General features: G+C 71.1%; 26 protein-coding genes. 15 read left to right on the forward strand and 11 right to left on the reverse strand.

The window, feature by feature from the left end:
• The 5 genes from infB to truB all read left to right on the forward strand — a co-directional run.
• The coding region (gene infB / locus ABD999_RS25395; protein ID WP_345482911.1) for a translation initiation factor IF-2 at positions 1-2409 on the forward strand (2409 nt) is incomplete at its 5' end.
• A gap of 116 nt (positions 2410-2525) precedes the next feature.
• Positions 2526-2822, forward strand: coding sequence for a DUF503 domain-containing protein (locus ABD999_RS25400; protein WP_148033615.1), 297 nt, complete (start codon positions 2526-2528; stop codon positions 2820-2822).
• Between the two features lie 41 nt (positions 2823-2863).
• On the forward strand, positions 2864-3313 hold the full coding sequence (gene rbfA, locus ABD999_RS25405; protein WP_148033614.1) for a 30S ribosome-binding factor RbfA: 450 nt from the start codon (positions 2864-2866) through the stop codon (positions 3311-3313).
• Positions 3314-3321: 8 nt separating this feature from the next.
• Entirely contained in the window at positions 3322-4332 is a 1011-nt protein-coding gene (locus ABD999_RS25410) for a DHH family phosphoesterase (protein WP_261808766.1), read from the forward strand.
• A complete protein-coding gene (gene truB / locus ABD999_RS25415; RefSeq protein ID WP_271279628.1) occupies positions 4332-5207 on the forward strand; it encodes a tRNA pseudouridine(55) synthase TruB in 876 nt (291 codons plus the stop codon). The genes ABD999_RS25410 and truB overlap by 1 nt, the downstream gene beginning before the upstream one ends.
• On the opposite strand, the gene ABD999_RS25420 is transcribed toward truB, so the two are convergent.
• A complete protein-coding gene (locus ABD999_RS25420) occupies positions 5204-6289 on the reverse strand; it encodes an IS630 family transposase (RefSeq protein ID WP_271279629.1) in 1086 nt (361 codons plus the stop codon). The genes truB and ABD999_RS25420 overlap by 4 nt on opposite strands.
• Positions 6290-6379: 90 nt before the next feature.
• Positions 6380-7399: a TRM11 family SAM-dependent methyltransferase gene (locus ABD999_RS25425; protein WP_271279630.1), complete on the reverse strand. Its 1020-nt coding sequence runs from the start codon at positions 7397-7399 to the stop codon at positions 6380-6382.
• A gap of 80 nt (positions 7400-7479) precedes the next feature.
• Here ABD999_RS25425 and ABD999_RS25430 point away from each other — a divergent pair, with 80 nt between their 5' ends.
• Positions 7480-8406, forward strand: coding sequence for a bifunctional riboflavin kinase/FAD synthetase (locus ABD999_RS25430; RefSeq protein WP_219544218.1), 927 nt, complete (start codon positions 7480-7482; stop codon positions 8404-8406).
• Here ABD999_RS25430 and ABD999_RS25435 read toward each other — a convergent pair.
• The gene (locus tag ABD999_RS25435; RefSeq protein WP_271279631.1) at positions 8396-8989 is read right to left on the reverse strand and encodes a TetR/AcrR family transcriptional regulator; all 594 of its coding nucleotides are present in this window, start codon (positions 8987-8989) and stop codon (positions 8396-8398) included. The genes ABD999_RS25430 and ABD999_RS25435 overlap by 11 nt on opposite strands.
• Before the next feature lie 80 nt (positions 8990-9069).
• Here ABD999_RS25435 and ABD999_RS25440 point away from each other — a divergent pair, with 80 nt between their 5' ends.
• The 6 genes from ABD999_RS25440 (at position 9070) to ABD999_RS25465 (ending at position 15309) form a co-directional block, all read left to right on the forward strand.
• The gene (locus ABD999_RS25440; RefSeq protein WP_271279632.1) at positions 9070-9471 is read left to right on the forward strand and encodes a VOC family protein; all 402 of its coding nucleotides are present in this window, start codon (positions 9070-9072) and stop codon (positions 9469-9471) included.
• Positions 9472-9631: 160 nt separating this feature from the next.
• Positions 9632-9901, forward strand: coding sequence for a 30S ribosomal protein S15 (gene rpsO / locus ABD999_RS25445; RefSeq protein ID WP_148033607.1), 270 nt, complete (start codon positions 9632-9634; stop codon positions 9899-9901).
• Positions 9902-10241: 340 nt separating this feature from the next.
• The gene (locus tag ABD999_RS25450) at positions 10242-12560 is read left to right on the forward strand and encodes a polyribonucleotide nucleotidyltransferase (RefSeq protein WP_271279633.1); all 2319 of its coding nucleotides are present in this window, start codon (positions 10242-10244) and stop codon (positions 12558-12560) included.
• A 52-nt stretch (positions 12561-12612) separates the two neighbouring features.
• Positions 12613-13923, forward strand: a complete 1311-nt coding sequence (locus ABD999_RS25455) for a M16 family metallopeptidase (RefSeq protein WP_271279634.1) — start codon at positions 12613-12615, stop codon at positions 13921-13923.
• Positions 13924-13947: 24 nt separating this feature from the next.
• Entirely contained in the window at positions 13948-14685 is a 738-nt protein-coding gene (gene dapB, locus ABD999_RS25460; RefSeq protein WP_148033604.1) for a 4-hydroxy-tetrahydrodipicolinate reductase, read from the forward strand.
• 141 nt (positions 14686-14826) lie between these two features.
• Entirely contained in the window at positions 14827-15309 is a 483-nt protein-coding gene (locus tag ABD999_RS25465; RefSeq protein ID WP_271279635.1) for a GNAT family N-acetyltransferase, read from the forward strand.
• Positions 15310-15338: 29 nt separating this feature from the next.
• Here the strand turns inward: ABD999_RS25465 and ABD999_RS25470 are convergent, their stop codons facing one another.
• The 6 genes from ABD999_RS25470 to ABD999_RS25495 form a co-directional block, all read right to left on the reverse strand.
• A complete protein-coding gene (locus ABD999_RS25470; protein WP_271279636.1) occupies positions 15339-15782 on the reverse strand; it encodes an ANTAR domain-containing protein in 444 nt (147 codons plus the stop codon).
• Positions 15665-16084, reverse strand: a complete 420-nt coding sequence (locus tag ABD999_RS25475; protein ID WP_271279637.1) for a GAF domain-containing protein — start codon at positions 16082-16084, stop codon at positions 15665-15667. Before ABD999_RS25475 ends, ABD999_RS25470 begins: the two co-directional genes overlap by 118 nt.
• Positions 16085-16234: 150 nt before the next feature.
• Positions 16235-17110: a 1,4-dihydroxy-2-naphthoate polyprenyltransferase gene (locus ABD999_RS25480; protein ID WP_271279638.1), complete on the reverse strand. Its 876-nt coding sequence runs from the start codon at positions 17108-17110 to the stop codon at positions 16235-16237.
• Between the two features lie 13 nt (positions 17111-17123).
• Positions 17124-17732, reverse strand: coding sequence for a GNAT family N-acetyltransferase (locus ABD999_RS25485; protein WP_148033600.1), 609 nt, complete (start codon positions 17730-17732; stop codon positions 17124-17126).
• A 44-nt stretch (positions 17733-17776) separates the two neighbouring features.
• Entirely contained in the window at positions 17777-18292 is a 516-nt protein-coding gene (locus ABD999_RS25490) for a CGNR zinc finger domain-containing protein (protein WP_148033599.1), read from the reverse strand.
• Between the two features lie 67 nt (positions 18293-18359).
• On the reverse strand, positions 18360-19754 hold the full coding sequence (locus ABD999_RS25495) for an aminotransferase-like domain-containing protein (RefSeq protein ID WP_219544211.1): 1395 nt from the start codon (positions 19752-19754) through the stop codon (positions 18360-18362).
• Between ABD999_RS25495 and ABD999_RS25500 the strand changes: the two genes are divergently transcribed.
• The 3 genes from ABD999_RS25500 to ABD999_RS25510 all read left to right on the forward strand — a co-directional run bounded on the left by ABD999_RS25500 (position 19753) and on the right by ABD999_RS25510 (position 22221).
• A complete protein-coding gene (locus tag ABD999_RS25500) occupies positions 19753-20673 on the forward strand; it encodes a DMT family transporter (protein ID WP_271278347.1) in 921 nt (306 codons plus the stop codon). The genes ABD999_RS25495 and ABD999_RS25500 overlap by 2 nt on opposite strands.
• Positions 20674-20717: 44 nt before the next feature.
• Positions 20718-21740: a hypothetical protein gene (locus ABD999_RS25505; protein WP_271278346.1), complete on the forward strand. Its 1023-nt coding sequence runs from the start codon at positions 20718-20720 to the stop codon at positions 21738-21740.
• Between the two features lie 64 nt (positions 21741-21804).
• Positions 21805-22221 carry an ASCH domain-containing protein gene (locus tag ABD999_RS25510; RefSeq protein ID WP_271278345.1) on the forward strand — a complete coding sequence of 139 codons (417 nt, stop codon included), beginning with the start codon at positions 21805-21807 and terminating at the stop codon, positions 22219-22221.
• Here the strand turns inward: ABD999_RS25510 and ABD999_RS25515 are convergent.
• Positions 22143-22664, reverse strand: coding sequence for a GntR family transcriptional regulator (locus ABD999_RS25515; protein ID WP_148033594.1), 522 nt, complete (start codon positions 22662-22664; stop codon positions 22143-22145). The genes ABD999_RS25510 and ABD999_RS25515 overlap by 79 nt on opposite strands.
• A 36-nt stretch (positions 22665-22700) precedes the next feature.
• Complete coding sequence (locus ABD999_RS25520; RefSeq protein ID WP_148033593.1) at positions 22701-23177, reverse strand: GntR family transcriptional regulator; 477 nt, start codon at positions 23175-23177, stop codon at positions 22701-22703.
• Between the last annotated feature and the right edge of the window lie 15 nt (positions 23178-23192).

Consider the following 23192-nt stretch of genomic DNA (forward strand, 5'->3'; position numbering starts at 1 on the left):
GGTGGCAACCGTGACGGTGCGGGCGCGGGCCCGCGCGACCGTCGCGACGGTCCGCCGCGTGACGGCGCCGCTCCGCGCCCGCCGCAGGGTCGCGGCGGCGACAGGCCCAAGCCCGGTCCGCGTCCCGGCCCGCCCGGTGCGGCCGGTCCGCGTCCGGGTCCCGGCGCCGGTGGCCCGCGTCCCGGTCCTGGTGCGGGTGGCCCGCGTCCCGGTGGCCCGCGTCCCAACCCGATGATGATGCCGCAGGGCCGTCCGTCCGGCCCCGGTGGCGGCGGTGGCCGTCCCGGTGGTCCCGGCGGCGGCGGTGGCGGCCGTCCGGGTGGCGGTGGCCGTCCGGGTGGCGGTGGCGGTCGTCCCGGTGGCGGCGGCGGTTTCGCCGGTCGCCCGGGTGGCGGCGGTCAGCGCACGGGCACCGGTGGTCCCGGTGGCGGCGGCGGTTTCGCCGGCCGTCCCGGCGGTGGTGGCCGTGGTCGCGGTGGCGGCACGGCGGGCGCCTTCGGGCGTCCCGGTGGCCGTCCGGCCCGTGGCCGCAAGTCCAAGCGCCAGAGGCGCCAGGAGTTCGACAACATGTCGGCGCCGGCGATCGGCGGCGTGCAGGTCGCTCGCGGCAACGGCGCGACGATCCGGCTGCCGCGCGGCGCCTCGCTGTCCGACTTCGCCGACCGCATCGGGGCCAACCCCGCCTCGCTGGTGCAGATCATGCTGCACCTCGGCGAGATGGTGACGGCCACGCAGTCGGTCAACGAGGAGACGCTGCAGCTGCTCGGCGCCGAGCTGGACTACAACATCCAGGTCGTCAGCCCCGAGGAGGAGGACCGCGAGCTTCTCGAGGCCTTCGACATCGAGTTCGGCGAGAACGAGGGCGACGAGGCCGACCTGGCCGCGCGGCCGCCGGTCGTGACCGTCATGGGTCACGTCGACCACGGTAAGACCAAGCTGCTCGACGCCATCCGCAAGACCAACACGGCGGCGCGCGAGGCGGGTGGCATCACCCAGCACATCGGCGCCTACCAGGTCACCACCGAGCACGAAGGCCAGGAGCGCAAGGTCACCTTCATCGACACCCCGGGTCACGAGGCGTTCACCGCCATGCGTGCCCGAGGCGCGAAGTCCACGGACATCGCGGTGCTGGTGGTCGCGGCCGACGACGGTGTCAAGCCGCAGACGATCGAGGCGCTCAACCACGCCCAGGCGGCCGACGTGCCGATCGTGGTCGCGGTCAACAAGGTCGACAAGGAGGGCGCCGACCCGAGCAAGGTCAGGGCCCAGCTCACCGAGTACGGCCTGGTGGCCGAGGAGTACGGCGGCTCGACGCTGTTCGTCGACATCTCCGCGCTCAAGGGTCAGGGCATCGAGAACCTCCTCGAGGCCATCCTGCTGACCGCGGACGCCGAGCTCGACCTGCGCGCCAACCCGACGATGGACGCTCAGGGCATCGCGATCGAGGCCTACCTCGACAAGGGCCGCGGCCCGGTGGCGACGGTCCTGGTCCAGCGCGGCACGCTCCGCGTCGGCGACTCGATCGTCTGTGGCGAGGCCTACGGCCGCGTCCGGGCGATGCTCGACGACACCGGCGAGCCGGTGGAGGAGGCCACCCCGTCGCGTCCCGTCCTGGTGATGGGTCTGACGGCGGTGCCGAGCGCGGGTGACAACTTCATCGTGGTCACCGACGACCGGATGGCCCGGCAGATCGCCCAGCAGCGCGCGGCGCGCAAGCGCAGCGCCGACATGGCGAAGTCGAGCCGCCGCCTCACCCTCGAGGAGCTGTTCAGCGACCTCGAGAAGGGCCGCGTCGACGAGCTCAAGCTCATCATCAAGGGTGACGTGTCCGGTTCGGTGGAGGCGCTGGAAGACGCGCTGCTCAAGATCGACGTCGGCGACGAGGTCAGGCTCCGTGTCCTGCACCGCGCCGTCGGTGCGATCACCGAGTACGACGTCAACCTCGCCGTCGCCGACGACAACGCGGTCATCATCGGCTTCAACGTGCGCCCCGAGCCTCGGGCGCGCGACCTGGCCGAGCGCGAGGGCGTCGACATCCGCTACTACTCGATCATCTACCAGGCGATCGAGGAGATCGAGGCGGCGCTCAAGGGCATGCTCAAGCCCGAGTTCGAAGAGGTCCAGATGGGCACGGCGGAGGTCCGCGAGGTCTTCAAGGTGCCGAAGATCGGCAACGTCGCCGGTTCGCTGGTCCGTTCGGGCGTGATCACCCGCAACAGCAAGGCCAGGCTGATCCGCGACGGCGTCGTCATCGCGGACAACCTGACCGTCTCGTCGCTGCGCCGGTTCAAGGATGACGCGACCGAGGTCCGTGAGGGCTTCGAGTGCGGCATCGGCGTCGGCTACAACGACATCAGGATCGACGACGTCATCGAGACGTTCGAGATGCGGGAGAAGCCGCGGGCCTGATCCGTGGCCGGGCGCCCGGCGGGCCATCCGCCGGGCGCCTTCCGCGCGTCCGGGCCGGTCTCCGCCGCACCGGCCCGGCGTGCGCTCGACACCAGTGCAAGCGGCGGTTGCCAACGATGTATGTGGGTGCCCTGACCCTGGACATCCTGCTCGGCGACGTGCACTCGCTGAAGCAGAAGCGATCCGTCGTGCGTCCCCTGGTCGCCGAGCTGCACCGGCGCTTTCCCGCCGTGGCCGTGGCCGAGGTCGGCCATCTCGACCTGCACAGGCGGGCCGAGGTCGGCGTCGCGGTGATCTCCGCCTCCGCGGGTAACTGCAAAGAGGTGATGGACGCCTGCGAGCGGCTGGTGGCCTTCCGCCCCGAGATCGAGCTCCTGTCCGCCAGGCAGCGGCTCTACAACGACGATGACTGAACGAAAGCACGACCGCTCGTCGTGCGTGAGGGGGAGCGAACATGGTGGATGCAGCACGAGCACGCAAGCTCGCCGACCGCATCCAGCAGATCGTCGCCGAGATGCTGGAGCGCCGGATCAAGGACCCGCGTCTGGGCTTCGTCACCGTGACGGACACGCGGATCACCGCCGACCTGCGCGAGGCGACGGTCTTCTACACAGTGTTCGGCTCCGACGCCGAGCGCGCCGACAGCGCGGCCGCCCTGGAGAGCGCCAAGGGCGTCATCAGGTCCGAGGTGGGCCGTCAGACAGGTGTGCGCTTCACCCCGACGCTGACGTTCAAGCACGACCCGCTGCCCGACAGCGCCCGCCAGCTCGACGACCTGATCTCGGCGGCGCGCGCGCGTGACGCCGAGGTGGCGAAGCGGGCGCAGAGCGCCTCCTACGCCGGCGAGTCCGACCCCTACCGCAAGCCGGAAGAGGACGAGCAGGACGGGCCTTCGGCGCTGTGACCCCCGACGTGCGCGACAGACCGGGCCGTCCGGCCAGGAGCGGTTCCGTCACGGTGTCCGAGGACGCCTGGGAACGGGCGGTCGGTCTCATCTCCGAGGCCGACGAGGTCGCGCTGGCCTGCCACATCTCGCCGGACGGCGACGCGCTCGGCTCGATGCTCGCCGTCGGGTTCGTGCTGCGCTCGATGGGCAAGCGGGTGGCCGCCTCCTTCGGTGACCACGACTTCACCGTGCCGCGCCTGCTCCGCTTCCTGCCGGGGCAGGACATGCTGGTGCCCCCCGACCGCTACCCGGCCGAGCCCGACCTCATGATCACCTTCGACTCGCCGTCGATCGCCCGGCTGGGGCTGCTGGAGGGCAGCGTCCGCCGGGCCCGCACGCTCATCGTGGTCGACCACCACCCGTCCAACGAGGGTTTCGGCACCGTCGACCTCATCGACGCCCGGGCGGCGGCCACCGCGATGCTCGCCGAGCAGCTCATCTACCGGCTCGGCGGCTCGCTCGACCGCGACATCGCCACCTGCCTGTACGCGGGGCTGGTCACCGACACCGGCTCGTTCCGCCACTCCTCGACCAGCCCGGCCGCACACCAGATGGCGGCCCGGCTGGTGGCCACCGGCCTGCACACCGACGAGATCGCCAGGGAGCTGTGGGACCGCGCCCCGTTCGGCTATCTCAAGGTGCTGGCCGCGGCGCTCGGCCGGGTGACGCTCGACGACGGCCTGGTGTGGACCTATGTGACGCGGGTGGACCGGGCCGCGTACGGGCTCCCGTACACCGAGCTCGAAGGCATCATCGACGTGGTGCGGCGCACCGACGAGGCCGACGTGGCGGCGGTGCTCAAGGAGGACGACCAGGGCGCCTGGCAGGTGTCGACCCGTTCCAAGGGCCGCATCGACGTGGCGCACGTGTGCGCCGCGCTGGGCGGCGGCGGCCACCACAACGCGGCCGGTTTCACCTCGTACGACAGCCCCGAGGCCACGATGGCGAAGTTCAGGGCCCTGCTGAGAGAGGCGTGATGGCCGAAAGCGGCTTGATCATCGTCGACAAACCCGCCGGTTGGACGTCCCACGACGTGGTGGCCAGGCTGCGCCGCCTGGCGGGCACCCGCCGGGTCGGGCACGCCGGCACGCTCGACCCGATGGCGACCGGCGTGCTCGTGGTCGGCGTGGAGAAGGCGACCAGGCTGCTCGGTCACCTGGCGCTGACCGAGAAGGTGTACGAGGCCACGATCCGGCTGGGTGTGGGCACGAACACCGACGACGCCGAGGGCGAGGTCACCGCGACCGCTTCGGCCGCGGACGTGGCCGAGGAGGCGATCCGGGCGGGCGTGGCCGCGCTCACCGGTGAGATCATGCAGATCCCACCCCAGGTCAGCGCCATCAAGGTCGACGGCAAGCGGGCCTACAAGCTGGCCCGCGCCGGCGAGGGGGTCGAGCTGGCCGCCCGGCCGGTGACCGTGCACGAGTTCGCGGTCACCGAGGTCCGCCGGCAGCCGGACGTGGTCGACGTCGACGCCACCGTGCGCTGTTCGTCCGGCACCTACATCAGGGCGCTGGCCCGCGACCTCGGCGGCGCGCTCGGCGTCGGCGGGCACCTGACGGCGCTGCGCCGCACCCGCGTCGGCCCGTACGGGCTCGACCAGGCCAGGACTCTCGACCAGCTCGCCGAGAAGTGCGAGATCCTGCCGATCGGCGAGGCGGTGGCGGCGGCGTTCCCGCGCAGGGACGTGAGCCTGGAGGAGGCCAGGGTGGTCATGCACGGCGGGCGGCTGCCCGCGGCCGGTCTGGGCAAGGGCCCGATCGGCATGTTCGGCCCCGACGGCGAGCTGCTGGCGCTGGTGGAGGAGCAGGGCCGGATGGCCAAGCCGCTGGCGGTCTTCGTCTCCGCCTAGTGAGCTGGTCCAGAAATACGTGAGCAGTAGTGGCAGATGCGGTCGATGATCTGATCGGCGGTCTTCTTCCAGACGAACGGCCGGGCGTTGTCATTCCATACGGCGATCCAGTCCTGCAGCGCGGTGGTGAGCTGCTCGACCGAGCAGAACTCCCCGCGCTCCAGGCAGCGGCGCTGAAGCTCGGCGAACCACCGCTCCACCTGATTGAGCCAGGCCGAGTAGGTGGGAGTGAAGTGCAGGGTGAAGCGGGGATGAGCGACGATCCACCGCTGCACCGCCGGTGCCTTGTGAGCTGAGAGGTTGTCGCAGATGACGTGGACGTCCAGGCCGGTGGGGACGATGGCGTCGAGGTCGGCCAGGAAGTCCCGGAAGTCGTCGGCGGTGTGCAGGGCGGTGACCTTGCCCACCACTGTGCCGGTGGCGATGTCGAGGGCTGCGAAGAGGTCGACGGTGCCGTGCCGGACGTAGTCGAAGCTGCGCCGCTCGGGCACGCCGGGCATCATCGGCAGCACGGGAGCGCTGCGCTGCAAGGCTTGGATCTGGGGTTTCTCGTCCACGCTGAACACCACCGCGTTGGCCGGCTGAGCCAGGTAGAGGCCGACGACATCGCGGATCTTGTCGATCAGGAGCGGGTCGGGCGAGATCTTGAATGTTTCGGTCTTCCAGGGTTGTAGCCCGAAGGCCTTCCAGATCCTGGCGACGCTGTTCGGCGAGATGCCGATCCGTGCGGCCAGTTGCCGTTTGGACCAGTGTGTCTCGCCCTTCGGGGCGTTCTCCAGCGTCATCACTACCACTTGCTCGACCTGGGCGTCGGTGATGGTGCGGGGCACCCCGGGCCGGGGCTCATCGCTCAGTCCGTCCAGGCGGGCGGCCAGGAACCGGGCCCGCCACTTGGTCACCGTGCCACGAGCGATTCCCAGGCGCGCCGCGACGGCGAGGTTGGATCCGCCCCGCGCGCACTCCAGCACGATCCGCGCCCGTAACGCCGGCCCTTGTGCTGTCGACCGTCGTGACGCCCAGCCCTGCAAGGTCGTCTGTTCGTGCGCGGTCAGCTCCAGCGGTGCCAATCTGCTGTCTGCCACTCCTTGGGCACACCTGCAGTCCGGTCCGAAGTCACCACCGAGTTACGGAAAGCAACCCAAGTGGCGACCACGAGACTCACCACCAACTCACTAGGCGGGCTTGCGCGCCACCATGATGTCGCGCACGATCGCCTGGTCGACCCAGTGTTCGAAGTCGGGGTAGGCGACCACGTCGAGGCCGGCATCGGTGAGGATGGCGGCCAGCTCGTCCCGGCCGCCCCCGTAGGTGTTCCAGGAGACGCCCAGAGCGCCGCCGGGCCTCAGCAGCTCGGCCCAGACCGGCGTGGCCTGCTCCAGCAGCTCCAGCGGGCTGCGCGACAGCCCGCCGCCGCCCTTGCTGCCGTGCTGCACCCCGTAGGGGGCGTCGGTGACGACGGCGTGGAACGAGCCGGGCTTGAAGAACTCCCGGGCGCGCAGGGTGTCGGCGTTGACCACGGTGACCTTCTGGGTGTCGCCCGCCTTGTAGGCCTCCTTGGTGGTGCCGAACACCACGTCCAGCCGCCGCCCGGCCAGCGCCCGCTGCCGGCGCACCGGCACGGTCTCGGCGGTGTGCTTGAGCCGCTTGTTCTTCAGCCAGGTGCGCAGGAAGCCGGAGTAGGCCTCGAAGTCCTTGCCGTCGTGGTCGAGCCCGTAGGCGTCGTAGCCGTACATGAGCGCCTGGTTGAGGGTGGTGCCGCGGCCGCACAGCGGGTCGAAGACGGAGAGCGCGCCGCCGAGCGGGAAGTCGGAGGCCAGCACGGTGACGTTGAGCAGCAGCTTGGTGAAGTGCTCGTTGGTCTTGCCGGCGTACTTCTGGATCGTGATCAGGTCGCTGCTCAGCCGGTCGAGCGGGTCGAGCTCCACCGGACGCAGCAGCTCGCCCTCCACCCCGAACAATGCGTAGACCGACGACAGGTTGGACAGCAGCGCCACGTCCGGGCCGGAGAGCGGCTCCGCCGTCTCGAACGTGACGTAGGGCAGCCCGCCGATGCGGGTCTCCTCGATGGCCCGCACGCCGGCCGCCAGCCCGCGCTCGGCGAAGACGTCCAGCTCGGCGCGGGTGAGGCGGGGCGCGCTGTCGGCGTAGACCCGGTTGAAGGCAGGCAGGATCAGCAGCGCGTATCGAGGCATGCAGCGGATCGTACCGCCCTCGGTTGCGAGGTACGGGCCCGCGCATGGCAGGCTTGGAGGGTTGATCCTGGGATGAGCGAATGGGGCCGGGTGTGCGTGAATCGGAGAGGTCAGTCGTCACGATCGGCGTGTTCGACGGCGTGCATCGCGGCCATCGGCAGGTGGTCCGGCGGGCTGTCGAGGTCGCCCGCGAGCGTGGCCTGCGCACGGTCGCGCTGACCTTCGAGCCGCCGCCCGAGGAGGTCGTGCGGCCCGGCTACCGGCCGCTGCGCCTGGTCAGCGCCAAGCGCAGGTCCGAGCTGCTGCGCGAGCTGGGCGTGGACGAGGTGGTCGTGCTGCCTTTCACGCTGGAGACGGCCGAGCTGAGCCCGGCGGAGTTCGCGCAGGGCGTGCTCGCCGACCGGCTGCGGGCGGGGGCGGTCGTGGTGGGGGCGGACTTCACGTTCGGCCACCAGGCCGCGGGTGACGTCGAGACGCTGCGCGCGCTGGGCGAGAAGTACGACTTCACGGCCGAGGGGGTGCCGCTGGTCCAGGGCGTCTCCTCGACGCTGATCCGCGAGCGGCTGGTGGCGGGCGACGTCGCCGGCGCCGCCGCCGACCTCGGCAGGCCGCACCGGGTCGAGGGCGTGGTGGTGCGCGGCTACCAGCGGGGGCGGCAACTCGGCTTCCCGACCGCCAACGTCGAGTCGCCGCCGCAGACCGCGATCCCCGCCGACGGGGTCTACGCGGGCTGGCTGGAATGCGTGCCGGTGGCCAACCTGCCCGCGCTCTACGAGGGGGAGCGCTGGCCGGCCGCGATCTCGGTCGGCACCAACCCGACGTTCGAGGGGGTGCCGCGCACGGTCGAGGCGTACGCGCTCGACCGCGACGACCTGGAGCTGTACGGGGTGCACGTGGCGGTCGACTTCGCCGCCAGGCTGCGGGGCAACACCCGGTTCGACTCGATCGAGGAGCTCGTCGACCAGATCCACGCCGACGTCGACCAGGCCCGCCGCCTCACGTCCTGATCCGCAGCCCCTCCAGCAGCCCCGACAGCGCGGCCAGCGTGTCGTCCAGGTCGCCGGGGCCGGCCTCCGACTGGGCCAGCCACAGCACCGCCTCGTTCATCGCCCCCGACAGCAGGCGGGTGAGCGGGGCGACCGGCCGGGCCGTGATCGTGCCCGACGCGGCGAGCGCCGTCAGCGCCTCGGCCAGGTGGCGGGCGGAGGCGGCCTCGTCCATCGCCCGCCACTCGTTCCAGCCGAGCACGGCGGGGCCGTCGATGAGCATGATCCGCTGCACGTCCGGGTGGGCGGCGGCCCGCACGAACGCGGCGCACCCCGCCTTGAGCTGATCCCACGGGTCGGGTTCGGCGTCGGCCTCGGCCGCCACCCTGGCCCCCACCTCCTGCTGCACCTCCTCCAGCACGGCGCGGAACAGCGCCGCCTTGCCGTCGAAGTGGTGGTAGAGCGCGCCCTTGGTCACTCCCGCCTCGCGCACGATCTCGGCCAGTCCCACCGCGGCGTAGCCCCTGCCCGCGAAGAGCCGCCTGCCCACCGCCACGAGCGTGCGCCTGGTCTCCTCGCGTTGTTCGGCTCGGGTCCTCGTCATCGTGCGCCTCCAGTTGACATACCGACGGTATGCGAACTAGCGTACCTTGACATACCGTTGGTATGTGAAATGGAGGCATCATGGAGCTCACCAGCTTCTATCCGGTGATCTGCACCGACAAGGTGGCCGAATCGCGTGACTTCTACGTGGGGTTGTTCGGGTTCGAGGTCACCTTCGAAGCCGACTGGTACGTCAGCCTCAGGCGCGGCGCGTACGAGCTGGCCCTGCTCGACCACGCGCACCCCACGCTGCCCGAGGCGTACCGCAACAGGGCGGCGGGGCTGCTGCTCAACTTCGAGGTCGGCGACGCGGACGCCGAGTGGGAGCGGCTCGTCACGGGCGCGGGGCTGAGGGCCGAGCTGCCGCTGCGCAGCGAGGACTTCGGCCAGCGGCACTTCATCGTGGCCGACCCCAACGGGGTGCTCATCGACGTCATCCAGCCCATCGAGCCCACTGGAGAGTACGCGGCCCAGTACGTCTAGAGAGCTTGAGCGCGGCATCCGCTCCGTGGTGGTAACCTTACATGTCGGCTCTGTGACGGCGGCGCCGCGCGCTGCCCTAAGGCCTTCCTGCGGCGACTGTAGGCACGCACGGTCGTTCGCACATTCGCATCCGCGCGTGCCCGTAGCTCAAAGGAGAGCCGTGTCTCTCGACACCGCTGCCAAGAAGTCCATCATCGCCGAGTACGCGACGACCGATGGTGACACCGGGTCGCCCGAGGTGCAGATCGCGCTGCTGAGCAAGCGCATCAGCGAGCTGACCGAGCACCTCAAGACCCACAAGCACGACCACCACAGCCGTCGGGGTCTGCTGCTCCTCGTGGGCCGCCGTCGCCGTCTGCTGAAGTACCTGCAGAAGGTCGACATCGCGCGTTACCGTGCGCTGATCGAGCGGCTCGGCCTGCGCCGATAGCATGGAAAGGGAGCGGCGGACTCGCCGCTCCCTTCTCATATGGGTCCGGCGAGTCCTGCGGCCGAGAGCCGCCCGCCTGACGTACAACTGAATATCCGAGACACTGAGAGCCCCCGCGTCCGCTCAGCACCACGCGACCCGCGACGCCTGCGGGCCGGTCCTCGGTAGTGGCTTCCGGTAACCAGACCGGGCGCTTCGATCGAAGACCGGCGCTGCACCTACTGACGGGAAGTCCGCCACAGCCTTTCACCGGACACGACGGTGGGGAGGCGCATTCCCGTCAAGCACGAGGGTGCCGGTGAAAAGGGCGCGGGAGACCGACTGACCAAGGAGGTCCCCCGTGGAGGGTGTCCACACCGCTGAAGCCGTCATCGACAACGGCTCGTTCGGCACACGCACGATCCGGTTCGAGACCGGACGCCTCGCGCGGCAGGCGGCCGGCAGTGCCGTCGCCTATCTCGACAACGACACGATGGTGCTGTCCGCGACCACCGCGTCCAAGCAGCCGAGGGAGAACCTCGACTTCTTCCCGCTCACCGTGGACGTCGAGGAGCGCATGTACGCCGCGGGCCGCATCCCCGGCTCGTTCTTCCGCCGTGAGGGCCGTCCGTCCGAGGACGCCATCCTCACCTGCCGGCTGATCGACCGGCCGCTGCGCCCGTCGTTCGTCAAGGGCCTGCGCAACGAGATCCAGGTGGTCGCCACCATCCTGGCGCTCAACCCCGAGCACCTCTACGACGTGGTGGCGATCAACGCCGCCTCGCTGTCGACCCAGCTCGCCGGCCTGCCGTTCTCCGGCCCGATCGGCGGCGTCCGCGTCGCCCTCATCGAGGGTCAGTGGGTGGCCTTCCCGACCCACCTCGAGCTGGAGCGGGCCACGTTCGACATGGTCGTGGCCGGGCGGGTGCTCGCCGACGGCGACGTCGCCATCATGATGGTGGAGGCCGAGTCCACCCGCGACACGCTCAAGCTGGTCGCCGAGGGCGCGGTCGCGCCCACCGAGGAGACCGTGGCCGAGGGCCTGGAGGCCGCCAAGCCGTTCATCAAGGTGCTGTGCGAGGCGCAGGGCCGGATCGCGCAGGTCGCCGCCAAGGAGACCGCCGAGTATCCGCTGTTCCTCGACTACCAGGACGACGTCCTGGCCGCCGTGGAGTCCGCGGTGAAGAACGAGCTCGCCGCCGCGCTCACCATCGCCGCCAAGCAGGAGCGCGAGAACGAGCTCGACAGGGTCAAGGCGCTGGCCGCGGAGAAGCTGCTGCCCGAGTTCGAGGGTCGCGAGAAGGAGATCTCCGCCGCCTTCCGCTCGTTGATGAAGAAGCTCATGCGCGAGCGCGTCATCAAGGAGGGCACGCGCATCGACGGCCGCGGCACCAAGGACATCCGCGCCCTGTCGGCCGAGGTCCACGTGGTGCCCCGGGTGCACGGCTCGGCCCTGTTCGAGCGCGGCGAGACCCAGATCATGGGCATCACCACGCTCAACATGCTGCGCATGGAGCAGGTCATCGACACGCTCAATCCCGAGCGGACCAAGCGCTACATGCACAACTACAACTTCCCGCCCTACTCCACCGGTGAGACCGGCCGGGTGGGCTCGCCCAAGCGCCGCGAGATCGGCCACGGCGCGCTCGCCGAGCGGGCGCTGATCCCGGTCCTGCCGTCGCGCGAGGAGTTCCCCTACGCGATCCGCCAGGTCTCCGAGGCGCTCGGCTCCAACGGCTCGACCTCGATGGGCTCGGTCTGCGCCTCCACGATGGCGCTGCTCGACGCCGGTGTGCCGCTCAAGGAGATGGTCGCGGGCATCGCGATGGGCCTCATCGGCGAGGGCGACACCTACGTCACCCTGACCGACATCCTCGGCGCCGAGGACGCCATGGGCGACATGGACTTCAAGGTCGCCGGCACCAGGGACGTCATCACCGCCCTGCAGCTCGACACGAAGCTCGACGGCATCCCCGCCTCGGTCCTGGCCGGCGCGCTCAAGCAGGCCAAGGGCGCCAGGCTGGCGATCCTGGAGGTGATGCAGGAGGCCATCGACTCCCCGGCGGAGATGAACCCGACGGCGCCGCGCATCATCACCATCAAGGTCCCGGTCGACAAGATCGGCGAGGTCATCGGCCCGAAGGGCAAGATGATCAACCAGATCCAGGACGACACCGGCGCCGAGATCACCATCGAGGACGACGGCACGATCTACATCGGCGCCACCGACGGCCCGTCGGCCGAGGCCGCGCGGTCGGCGATCAACGCGATCGCCAACCCGCACATGCCGGAGGTCGGCGAGCGCTACCTGGGCACGGTCGTGAAGATCGCCGCCTTCGGCGCGTTCGTCTCGCTCATGCCCGGCAAGGACGGCCTGCTGCACGTCTCCCAGATCCGCAAGCTGCACGGCGGCAAGCGCATCGAGAACGTCGAGGACGTCATGAGCGTCGGCGAGAAGGTCCAGGTGGAGATCGCCGAGATCGACCAGCGGGGCAAGCTGTCGCTGGTGCCCGTCGAGGTCATCGAGAAGGAGGCCGCCGAGAAGGAGGCCAGGGGCGACTCCGGCCAGCCCGAGGACGCGGCGTCCGACGGCGGCGACAAGGCCGACCGCCCGCGCCGCACCCGCACCCGGGTCCGCGCCCGCGGCGCCGGCTCCGAGGGCGACGACCGCAACTCGTGACGGTGACAATCAGCACCGGCGCCAAGGTGACGGGGCCGGCCAGGGAGGTCGCGTGACCACCACCACGCTGCACGCCGGCCGCGACGGGGCCGGGGTGGTCAAGCGCACCACCCTCCCCGGCGGGCTGCGCGTGGTGACCGAGACCATGCCGACCGTGCGCAGTGTCGCGGTCGGCATGTGGGTCGGCATCGGCTCGCGTGACGAGGCCCCCGAGCACATGGGGGCCACCCACTTCCTCGAACACCTGCTGTTCAAGGGCACGCCCACGAGGGACGCCATGGAGATCTCGGCGTCCATCGAGGGCATCGGCGGCGAGATCAACGCGTTCACCGCCAAGGAGTACACCTGCTACTACGCGCGGGTGCTCGACGAGGACCTGCCGATCGCGGTGGACGTCCTCGCCGACGTGGTGACCAGCTCGCTCGTGGACCCCGAGGACGTCGAGTCCGAGCGTGGCGTGATCCTGGAGGAGATCGCCATGCATGACGACGACCCGTCCGACGTGGTGCACGAGCAGTTCGCCGCGGCGCTCTACGGCGACTCGCCGATAGGCCGGCCGATCCTCGGCACGGTCGAGTCCATCAACACCCTCGGACGCGACCGGATCGCCGAGTACTACCGCCGCTACTACCAGCCGCCGCGCACCGTCGTCTCCGTGGCGGGGAACATCCGCCACGAGGAGGTCGTGGAGCTGGTGGCGCGGGCGTACGAGCGGGCGGGCGTCCTCGCGGGCCCCGCCGCCTCGGCCCCGCCGCGCACCAGCGGCCCCGGCGCGGAGTCCCGCTCCGGCGTGCGCCTGCTCGACCGGCCGACCGAACAGGCCAACCTGGTGCTCGGCACGACCGGCATCGCCCGCACCGACGAGCGGCGGTTCGCGCTCGGCGTGCTCAACGCCGCGCTCGGCGGCGGCATGTCGTCGCGGCTCTTCCAGGAGATCAGGGAGAAGCGCGGCCTGGCCTACTCCGTCTACAGCTACACCTCCGCCTACGCCGACACGGGCCAGTTCGGCATCTACGTCGGCTGCCTGCCCTCCAAGATCGACGACGTGCTCAAGATCTGCCGGGACGAGGTGTCCAGGGTCGTGGCCGACGGCCTGACCGAGGAGGAGATCGTCCGGGGCAAGGGCCAGATGCGCGGCGGTCTCGTGCTCGGCCTGGAAGACACCGGCTCGCGCATGTCCCGCATCGGCAAGAACGAGCTGGTGTACGACGAGCTGCTGTCGGTCGACGAGGTGCTGGCCCGCATCGAGGCGGTAACCGCCAGGGAGCTCTCCGAGATCGCCGCGGACGTGCTCAACCGGCCGCTCACGCTCGCCGTGATCGGCCCGTACGGTGACAAGGACTTCTCCCACGCCATCACCTGACCCTCCGGGTATAGGGTTGACCCTGTGATCAAGGTAGGTGTGCTCGGCGCCCGCGGCCGCGTGGGCGTCGAGGTGTGCAAGGCGGTCGAGGCGGCGTCCGATCTGGAGCTGGTGGCCGCCGTCGACAAGGACGACCCGATCGAGGGCCTCGAAGGCGCCGAGGTGGTCGTCGACTTCACCCATCCCGGCGTGGTGATGGACAACCTGGAGTGGGCGATCGCGCACGGCATCCACCCCGTGGTCGGCACCACCGGGTTCGACGCCGAGCGGCTCGACACCGTGCGGGGCTGGCTGGCGAGCTCACCGGGCACCAACTGCCTGATCGCCCCCAACTTCGGCATCGCGGCCGTGCTCATGATGCACTTCGCCCAGCGGGCCGCCCGCCACTTCGAGTCCGTCGAGATCGTCGAGCTCCACCACCCCAACAAGGCCGACGCCCCTTCGGGCACCGCCCGGCGCACCGCCGAGCTGGTGGCCCAGGCCCGCGCCGAGGCCGGAGTGGGGCCGATGCCCGACGCCACCAGCTCCGAGCTCGACGGGGCGCGCGGCGCCGACGTCGACGGCGTCCGCGTCCACGCCGTCCGGCTGTCGGGGCTCATCGCCCACCAGGAAGTGCTGCTCGGCGGCGGCGGCGAGACCCTCACCATCCGTCACGACACGATGAACCGCGCCGCCTTCACCCCCGGCGTGCTGCTCGGGGTGCGGCGGGTCGGGGAGCTTCCCGGGCTGACCGTGGGCCTGGAGCGCCTGCTCGACCTCTGAGAAACGGGCCGTGCCCACCACCTCGGGCGAGGTCGGCGGGCACGGTCGAGGAGAGGGTCCCGGCGCCGCACAGCCGAGCCTACGATCATCAACCCTAATATCCGGAGGCGCCGGCCCCGGCACACGTGAGACCGTGTCGGCATGGTGCGATGGGCTGACGCCGGCGATCTTCCCGGCCTGGTCGCGGTGGAGGTCGCCGCCGACGGGCTGTTCGAGCAGGTGGGCATCACGTTCCCGCCCGGCACGACGATGATCGAGGAAGTGCGCGACCCGTCCTCGGTGCTGGTCGAGGGCGACCCGCCGGCCGGCTTCGCGCTCCTCGCCCGGGTCGACGGCAACCTCCACCTGGAGCAGCTCGCCGTCCATCCCGACCGGATGCGGCAGGGCATCGGCGGGCGGCTGGTCGAGGCGATGCTGGATCACGCCCGCGCCTCCGGTGCGCCGGCGGTGACGCTGACGACGTTCAGGGACGTGCCGTGGAACGCGCCGTGGTACGAGCGCCACGGATTCAAGGTCTGGCCCGAGCCGTCGTGGGGGCCGGAGCTGCGCGAGCTGGTGCGGCGGGAGCGCGAGCTGGGCATCGAGGTGGCTCCGCGGGTGGTCATGGGGCTTCTCCTCAGCTGAGGGGCGCCCTCACGACTCCACCGGGTCGATCAGCGGGAGACGGGCGGCTGCCGGGGCGTGCCGGGGTTCCGGGTGACAGGCGGGTCGCCGAAGTGGGGTGGAAGCGGAGGCTGGCCGGTGACCGCCTCCACGATGTCCGCGGCCACCTGGTGCACCTTCACGTTGCGCCGCTGGGAGCTGCGGCGCAGGATGTCGAAGGCGGCGGGGGCGGTGCACTGCCGGCGGGCCATGACGATGCCGAGCGCCTGGTCGATGATCGCCCGTGTGGTGAGGGCCTCGCGGAGCTGGGTGATGACCTCGTTCAGCCGGGCCGCCCGCAGCACGGCCTGGAACAGCACCTCGGCCTGCCCTGCCGTCACGGTGACGGCCGTCCGGGTCTCGGCGGGGAAGCCGCCGGCCCGCTCCGAGTAGAGGTTGATCGTGCCCTGGACGTGGCCGTCGAAGGCCAGCGGCTGCGCGTACGCGCTTCGCACGCCGTGGGCGGCGAGCTCGCCGCCGGGCCGGTCCAGCGCGGTTCGGACACCAGGTCGTCGGACCAGACGGCCTCGCCGCTCTTGATCGCGTCCAGGCACGGGCCCGCGCCGATGCTGAACTGCAGGGTGTCCAGGGCCACCGCGCCGGGCTCGGAGAACGCCACGGTGTAGGGGCCGCCGTCCCCGAGCAGGGCGACGCTGGTCAGCGTTTCGCCGGGTATGGCACGGGTCGTGACCGTGAGGATCTCGCGTAGCGGCTGCTCGAACTCTGCGGTCATGGTGAGGGTGCTCAGCGGGTCCAACGCCTTTTCCTCGGGTCTGCGAAGCCTCCGGACCAGTCATGAGGAACCTAGCCCCCGGCAGCCCGGCAGAGTAGTCAATCCCACAAATTGCGGTATTTACTCGTGCTTGTCATGGGCTGCCCCTGATGGAGAAAGCGTAACGTCCGAAGGTCAGAGAGAGACGGCCAGACCGATCGTCAGGAGCGCCCCGTACGCCATCTGCAGCTTGCCGGTCTGCTGCAGGGCTCCGATCAGCGCGGGGCCCACCGCGCCGGCGAGGACCGTACGGACCGGTGAGATCGCCAGCGGCGCCGCGAGCACCGCGAGCGCCGCCGCGGGCGCGAGCGGGACCATCGCCAGCGCGACCGCGAACGGCACGACCAGACAGGCCGCGTAGAGCGTACGGGTGCGCGGCGCGCCCAGCACGACCGCCAGCGTCCGCTTGCCCGACTCCCCGTCGGTGCCGACGTCGCGCAGGTTGTTGACCACCAGCATCGAGCACGACAGGAGCCCGACCGGGACCGACGCCGCCAGCGCCGCCCACGACAGCTGCTCGGTCTGCACGAACGCGGTGCCGACCACCGGCACCACGCCGAAGAACACGAACACGGCCGCCTCGCCCAGCGCGCGGTAGCCGTACGGGCGACTGCCGCCGGTGTAGAACCAGGCGGCGGCGATCGCGGCGGCGCCCACCAGCAGCACCCACCACGCCCGCGTGACCACGACCAGGACCAGCCCGAGCACCGCCGCGGCGGCGAAACAGCCCAGCGCCGCCGTCAGCACCTGGCGCGGGGTGGCCGCCCGCGAGCCCACCAGCCGCATCGGCCCGACCCGCTGGTCGTCGGTGCCGCGGATGCCGTCGCTGTAGTCGTTGGCGTAGTTGACGCCGATCTGCAGCAGCAGCGCCACGAGCAGCGCCAGCACCGCGCGCCACCAGCTGAAGCCGCCCTCGCCGATCGCCACGCCGGTGCCGGCCATGACCGGCACGATCGCGTTGGGCAGCGTGCGAGGACGGGCTCCCGCGAGCCATTGAGCAGGAGATGCCATTCGGGAGAGACCTCTAGCTGATGTCGGTGGTGAGCCTGACCATGCGGATCGGGCGCCCCATGTCGAGCACCCGCTCGGCCATGTCTTCGCCCCAGCCCGCCGACTCCAGGAAACCGAGCACCGGGTAGTTGTCGGCGAACACCCAGGTGGCGATCTGCCGGTAGCCGTCCTCACGAAGATAGTCGACGGTGGCGTTGAGCAGGCGGCTGCCGTGGCCGCGCCGCACGAAGTCGGGGTCGACCAGCAGCGTCAGCATCTCGGCCACCTCGGTGGGGTCGAGGTCCGGGTCCTCGGCGGGGGAGTGGGAGGCCAGGCCCACCACCCGTTCGCCGCCGCGCGGTGTCATCGGCATGTTGGCGCCCCCCACACCCAGCGCGGGGAAGCCCTCCGTGTCGAGGATGGTCTCCACCGCCACCAGCACGCGGTGCCGGGACGTGGGCGGGGCGGCGATCGCCTCGTCCCACTGGCGCAACCACATCTTCTCGGCCGCCGGGCCTGTCATCTGCTCGAGTGGACCCTCGGGCAGGAACTCCCGGTAGCCGTAGCGCCAGGCGCGCACCTGCACATTCGCCACCTGGAGCACATCCTCGCGCCGGGCCGCCCGGACGCCTACGTCTGCCATCTCGGCCCGCTCCTTCGCCTGCTGTTCATGCCACAAGGCACGAGTTACACCGTATCGGTGTTTGACCCTGGGCGAGGACGCGAACCCTGCTTCCTCGCCCGGTATGCCCGCGTTTTAGTGCGGTTACCGCAGACCCGCATGGAACACCATGATCGGGAACGGTTCCGGGAGGAGTCGATGAACGCCCACTGACACGTCTCCTCGGCGCACACCTTCAGCCGGTCCCAGGAACCGCCGATCACCCCCGCCGCGATCACGGCCAGCCCGGCCGTCACCCCGCCGCCGATCGGCGCCAGCTCCGGCCGCCGGCCCACGGTCACCCGTAACGGCAGCAGCGGCAGCTCCACCGGCTCAGGGCCGCGCCGCAGCGCCTCCCTGAGTCCTTCCCGCAGCGCCACCGCCAGCGCGAGATCGTCGTCGCCGGCCCGGTCACCCGGACCGGCGAGCGCCCGCTCCCGCAGCCACAGGGCGAGCTCGGAGGGGGTGCCCAGGTCGTCGGCGTCGGCCTCGACGTCGTAGGTGTTCACGAAATCGCGCACCAACTCGGCCGACGCCACCATGAGAACACTCTACTCGCTTCGTGATCTTCTATGTCCTCGACGGCATCCCGCCGATTCCGCCCGGCCGTCAGGCGGGCGGCAGCGCGCCGGCGAGCCGCCGGACGCCCTCGGCCAGCTCCGCCACGTTGGCCGCCGCGATGTGCGTCACCCGGAGGTGCGGGCCGGGCGGCTCCGCCGGGAAGTACATCCGGCCCGCGCTCACCAGCACCCCGTCCCGCTTGGCCGCCTCCACCAGCGCCCGCTCGTCGGTCTGCGCGGGCAGCCGCAGCCACAGGTGCATCCCCCCGATCGGCAGCACGTACGGCTCCGCCCACGGCATCCAGGCGGCCAGCGCCGCGGCGAGCGCGTCGCGGCGGGTGGCGATCTCGGCGTGCACCGAGGCCAGGTGCCGCCGCCAGGCCGGTGACCCGACGAACTCCAGCGCCGCCTCCTGCAACGGCCGCGCGGGGAAGAACGACTCCACGAGCTGGCCGGCCCGCAGCCGGTGGGCCGCCGGGCCGCGCGCGACCATCGCCGCCAGCCGCATGCTCGGCGAGAGGATCTTGGTGAGCGAGTGGATGTGCACCACGGTCCCGTGCGTGTCCATGGAGACCAGGGACGGCGGCGCCTGCCGGGTCAGCCACCGGGCGTAGTCGTCCTCGATCACGAACGCGCCGGCCGCCCTGGCCACCTCCAGCACCTGGCGGCGGCGTTCGAGGGTGAGGGTGGCGCCGGTGGGGTTCTGCAGCGTCGGCTGGCACAGGAACACCCGCGCCCCCGTCACCGCGAACGCCTCCGCCAGCAGGTCGGGCCGCACGCCGTCACGGTCCACCGGCACCGCCGTGGCGCGCAGCCCGGCCGCCTTGGCCGCGGCCAGCGCACCCGGGTAGGTCGGGGTCTCCACCAGCACCTGGGTCCCCGGCGCGGCCAGGGCGCGGAAGGCGTGGCTGAGCGCCGCCTGCCCGCCGCTGACGATCAGAGCGTCCGCGGCCGTCACGTCACCCCCCGCCTGGGACGCGAACCACCGGCGCAGCTCGTCCACCCCGTTCAGCGGCGGCATCCCCCAGACGCCCGGCCTGCGCATCGCCCGGGTGGCCGCCGCCGCGAGCTGCTTGTCGGGCCGCAGCCCCGGGGGCAGATAGCCGCCGGTCAGCGGCACCACCCCCTCGGGGGCGCGGGCGAGCAGCGCCGTCATGGGGTCGTCGTCCACCACCCGGTCGCCGAGCGCCACCGTCTGCCACGAGAGGTCGGCGGCGTCCCGTACCGGCTCCCGCCGCGGTGCCACGAACGCCCCGCTGCCCGGTTTCGTGATCACTTTTCCCTCGGCGGCGAGCTGCCCCAGCGCCCGCGACACCGTCACGGGGCTCACCGCGTGCCGCCGCATGATCTCCCGGCTGGACGGCAGCCGATCGCCCGGCCGGAGCCGGGTGATCTCGTCCCGCAGCATCGCGGCGATCTGCGCGATACTGCTATCGTTCTCCATGAGAGGTAAGAATAGCGCTACTGTCCCCGAGGGAATAGCGATCCCGGGCCGCGCGGCCCGGGGCGGGGGCACCTGGCTCGCCTTTCTGGGCGTGCTCGCCTTCTCCGGGTCCTTCCCCGCCACCGTCTACGCCATGGAGGGCTTCGACCCCTGGCTCGTCGCGATCGGCCGTGCCGCCATCGCCGGGATCGTGGCGCTCGTGTGCCTCAAAGCCGCCCGGTTGCCCCTGCTGCCGCCGCGCCCGCACTGGCGCGCGTACGGGCTCATCTCCCTCGGCGTGGTCTTCGGCTTCCCCGTCTTCAGCGGCCTGGCCCTGGACCTCGGCGCGAGCACCGCGCACGCCGCCGTCGTCATCGGGCTGCTCCCCGCCGCGACCGCCGTCTGCGCCGTCCTGCGGGCCGGCGAACGGCCCCGGCCGGTGTTCTGGGCGGCCTGCGTGGCGGGGGCGCTCGCCATCACCGCCTTCACCCTGACCCGCGGCGAGACCACGGCCGCCTGGGCAGACCTCCTCCTGGTCGGCGCCCTGCTGTCGGCGGCCGTCGGCTACACCGAAGGCGGGCGGCTCGCCAGGCACACGCCCGGCTGGCAGGTCATCTCGTACGCGCTGGTCCTGTCACTCCCGATCACCGTTCCCGTCAGCGCCGTCCTGGCCGCCGTCACGCCGGTCGCGCCCACGCCCGCCGCCCTCGCGGGCTTCGCGTACGTGGGGCTGATCTCCATGTTCCTCGGCTTCTTCCCTTGGTACGCGGGCCTGGCCAGGGGCGGCATCGCCCGCGCCGGTCAGACGCAGCTGACCCAGCCGCTGCTGACGCTGGTGTGGGCGTGGTTCCTGATGGGCGAGAGGTACGGGGCGGCCACCGTGGCGGCGGCACTGGCGGTGCTCGTGTGCGTGGCCATCACCCAGCGCGCCCGTACTTGAAAGCCGTGACACCGCGCCGCAGGATGGGGGAGGAGGTGTCACACATGGCGGACCTCACAATCCCCGAAGGCGGCTTCTGGCCGGCGCCGGAGATCCCGCAACCCAACATCTACCCGATGGAATGGCGGGTCGAGACCGAGAAGCTCGCGGCGATATACGAGAAGTCCAAGCGCCTGGTCTGGAACCCTGCCGACCTTCCGTGGGACGACCTCGACCCGGCCGACTTCACCCGTGCGCAGCGGCTCGGCATCATGTACTGGTTCGCCGTGCTCGCCAACTTCGACGCCTCGGGCCCGGCCGTGTTCGCCCGGGCCACCATCCAGGCGTTCGAGAAGCACGAGGAGGACCCGGTCAGGAAGTGCTTCTTCTCGATCACCCGTGACGAGATGAACCACGAGGAGTGCTGCCAGCGCACCATCGCCCGCCTCTGGCCCGGCGGCCCGCTCGACTGGGAACCGGCCGACGACCTGGAGAGAGCCGCCCACAACAACATCGGCTGGCTCTACCACAACGGCGGGCGCTACTGGACCGGCTACAGCTCGGCCGTCGGCCGATACTCGCTCCCGGTGCTCTTCACCAGCTTCATGATGGGCGAGATGGCCGCCTCCACGTTGTTCCGCGGCATGGCGTCGGGCACGCGGCATCCCGTGTTCGACGAGATGTTCAAGCGCATCGGGCGCGACGAGTCGCGTCACCTCCAGATCTGCATGACGATCCTGGAGAACGAGTGGCCCGGGCTCGACGACCAGACCCGCGGCCTCATCACCCGCCAGCTGCGCGCCGGGTTCGTGTTCCTGTCGATGATCCTCTGGGAGCCGCCGGAGGGCTTCTGGGAGCTGCCGCCCTACTTCCTGGCCAACCACCGCGTGCTCATGGACCACGCCCGCGACGCCGGCCTGGGCCTGCTCACGTACGAGGAACAGGCGGAGAACTGGCGGGTGGCCATGGCGAGGATCCGCGCCATCGTCGAACGCTGGGGCATCGCCTTCCCCGCGATCCCCGAGCTCGACCTGGAAGGTGTGGCGGTGGACATCATCGACCCGCAGGACATCATCCCGGTATTCTGACCGGTCCGTTGTGGCTTGTTCATGCGGCTGGGTTCACGCGGCTGGGTTCATGTGGGGCGGGGTCATGTGGGGACGGAAGAACGGCCTGCGCGTCGTCGAACTCGGCCTGCCCGGCGAGATGCGCACCACGCTGACCGACCTGGTGCTGGCCGGCGCCAAACGCGCGACGGCCGGGCTGCTGGAGCTCGACTACGAGCGTGAGTGCGAGGAACTGGAGCACGTGGGGGAGCGGCTCGCGCTCGTCGGTGACTCCGGGGACCAGGTGGCCACCCTGGAGGTGACCGAGGTGCGGCTGATGCCGTTCGCCGAGGTGCCCTGGGAGTTCGCCCAGGCGGAGGGCGAGGGCTTCCGGGACATCGGCCACTGGCGCGAGGCGCATCGTGACTACTGGCGCGAGGAAGGCTACGAGGTGGACGACTCGACCACGGTGGTCTGCCTGTCATTCCGCGTGGTGGGCCAGCGCTCCTCGGGCGAGACGTAGGTCCCGCGGTAGGGCACCGTGAAGACCCACCCCTGCTCGCGGAGGTGAGCGGCAACCGCTCGGGCCGTCACTTTCGCCACGCCGTAATGCCTCATCAGCCACTTCTCACTGGGGATCGAGCGGTTCGGCCGGAGCTCTCCGTTACAGATGCGTTCGGCGATGTCCGCCGCGATCTGCCGGGAGATGGGAACGGTCCTGCGCTGCCGAGGGACGTCGGGAGGGCCGACGAAGGTGCCTTCGCCCTGCACCGTGTAGGCCAGCCCGCGATCGCGCAGTTCCCTGGCCACTCGGCGTGCGGTGGTCCTGGCAATCGCGAAGCCGGTTTCCATGGCGGCCTCGCTGGGCACCGGATCGCCGTCGCGAAGCTCCCCGCTGCGGATGCGGGCCTCGATGATGTCAGCCACCTGCGCGTATAGGGGGACAGGGCCCTCACGATCGAGCACCCGTCAAGTCTAGGCGGACCGATACGACCAGTCGAATCAGTGTTCGGGCCAGGAATCCCGAGGGGACACGTAGCTGCCCCGTTGCGGGACTGTGTAGATCCATCCCTGCTCGCGCAGGAGCGCCATGGCTCTGCGTACGGTCTCGCGGGCGCACTCGTACTGCTGGAGCAGCGTGGTCTCAGCCGGGATCGGGCGCCGGGGAGCGTACCGGCCGGCTTTGATCTGGTCGACGAGATCGCCGGCGATCTGGCGGTACAGCGGTGCCTTGCGCGGCTTGCGTGGTGCTTCGTCCGGGGCGCCGACGAATGTGCCCTCGCCCTGGACCGTGTAGATGAGGCCTTCCTCGCGGAGGATGTGGATGGCCCGCCGGGCGGTGGTACGGGCGACGCCGAACTCGTGCTGGATGTCGGCCTCGCTCGGCACCGGATGGCCGGAGGTCAGACCGGAGACCCGCTGCCGGAGGATCTCCGCGATCTGCAGGTAGAGATGGGTGTCTCCATCATAGTCGAGCACGTACAGAAAGATAGG

Origin of the sequence: Nonomuraea ferruginea (assembly GCF_039540635.1) — a bacterium.
Taxonomy (GTDB): domain Bacteria; phylum Actinomycetota; class Actinomycetes; order Streptosporangiales; family Streptosporangiaceae; genus Nonomuraea; species Nonomuraea ferruginea.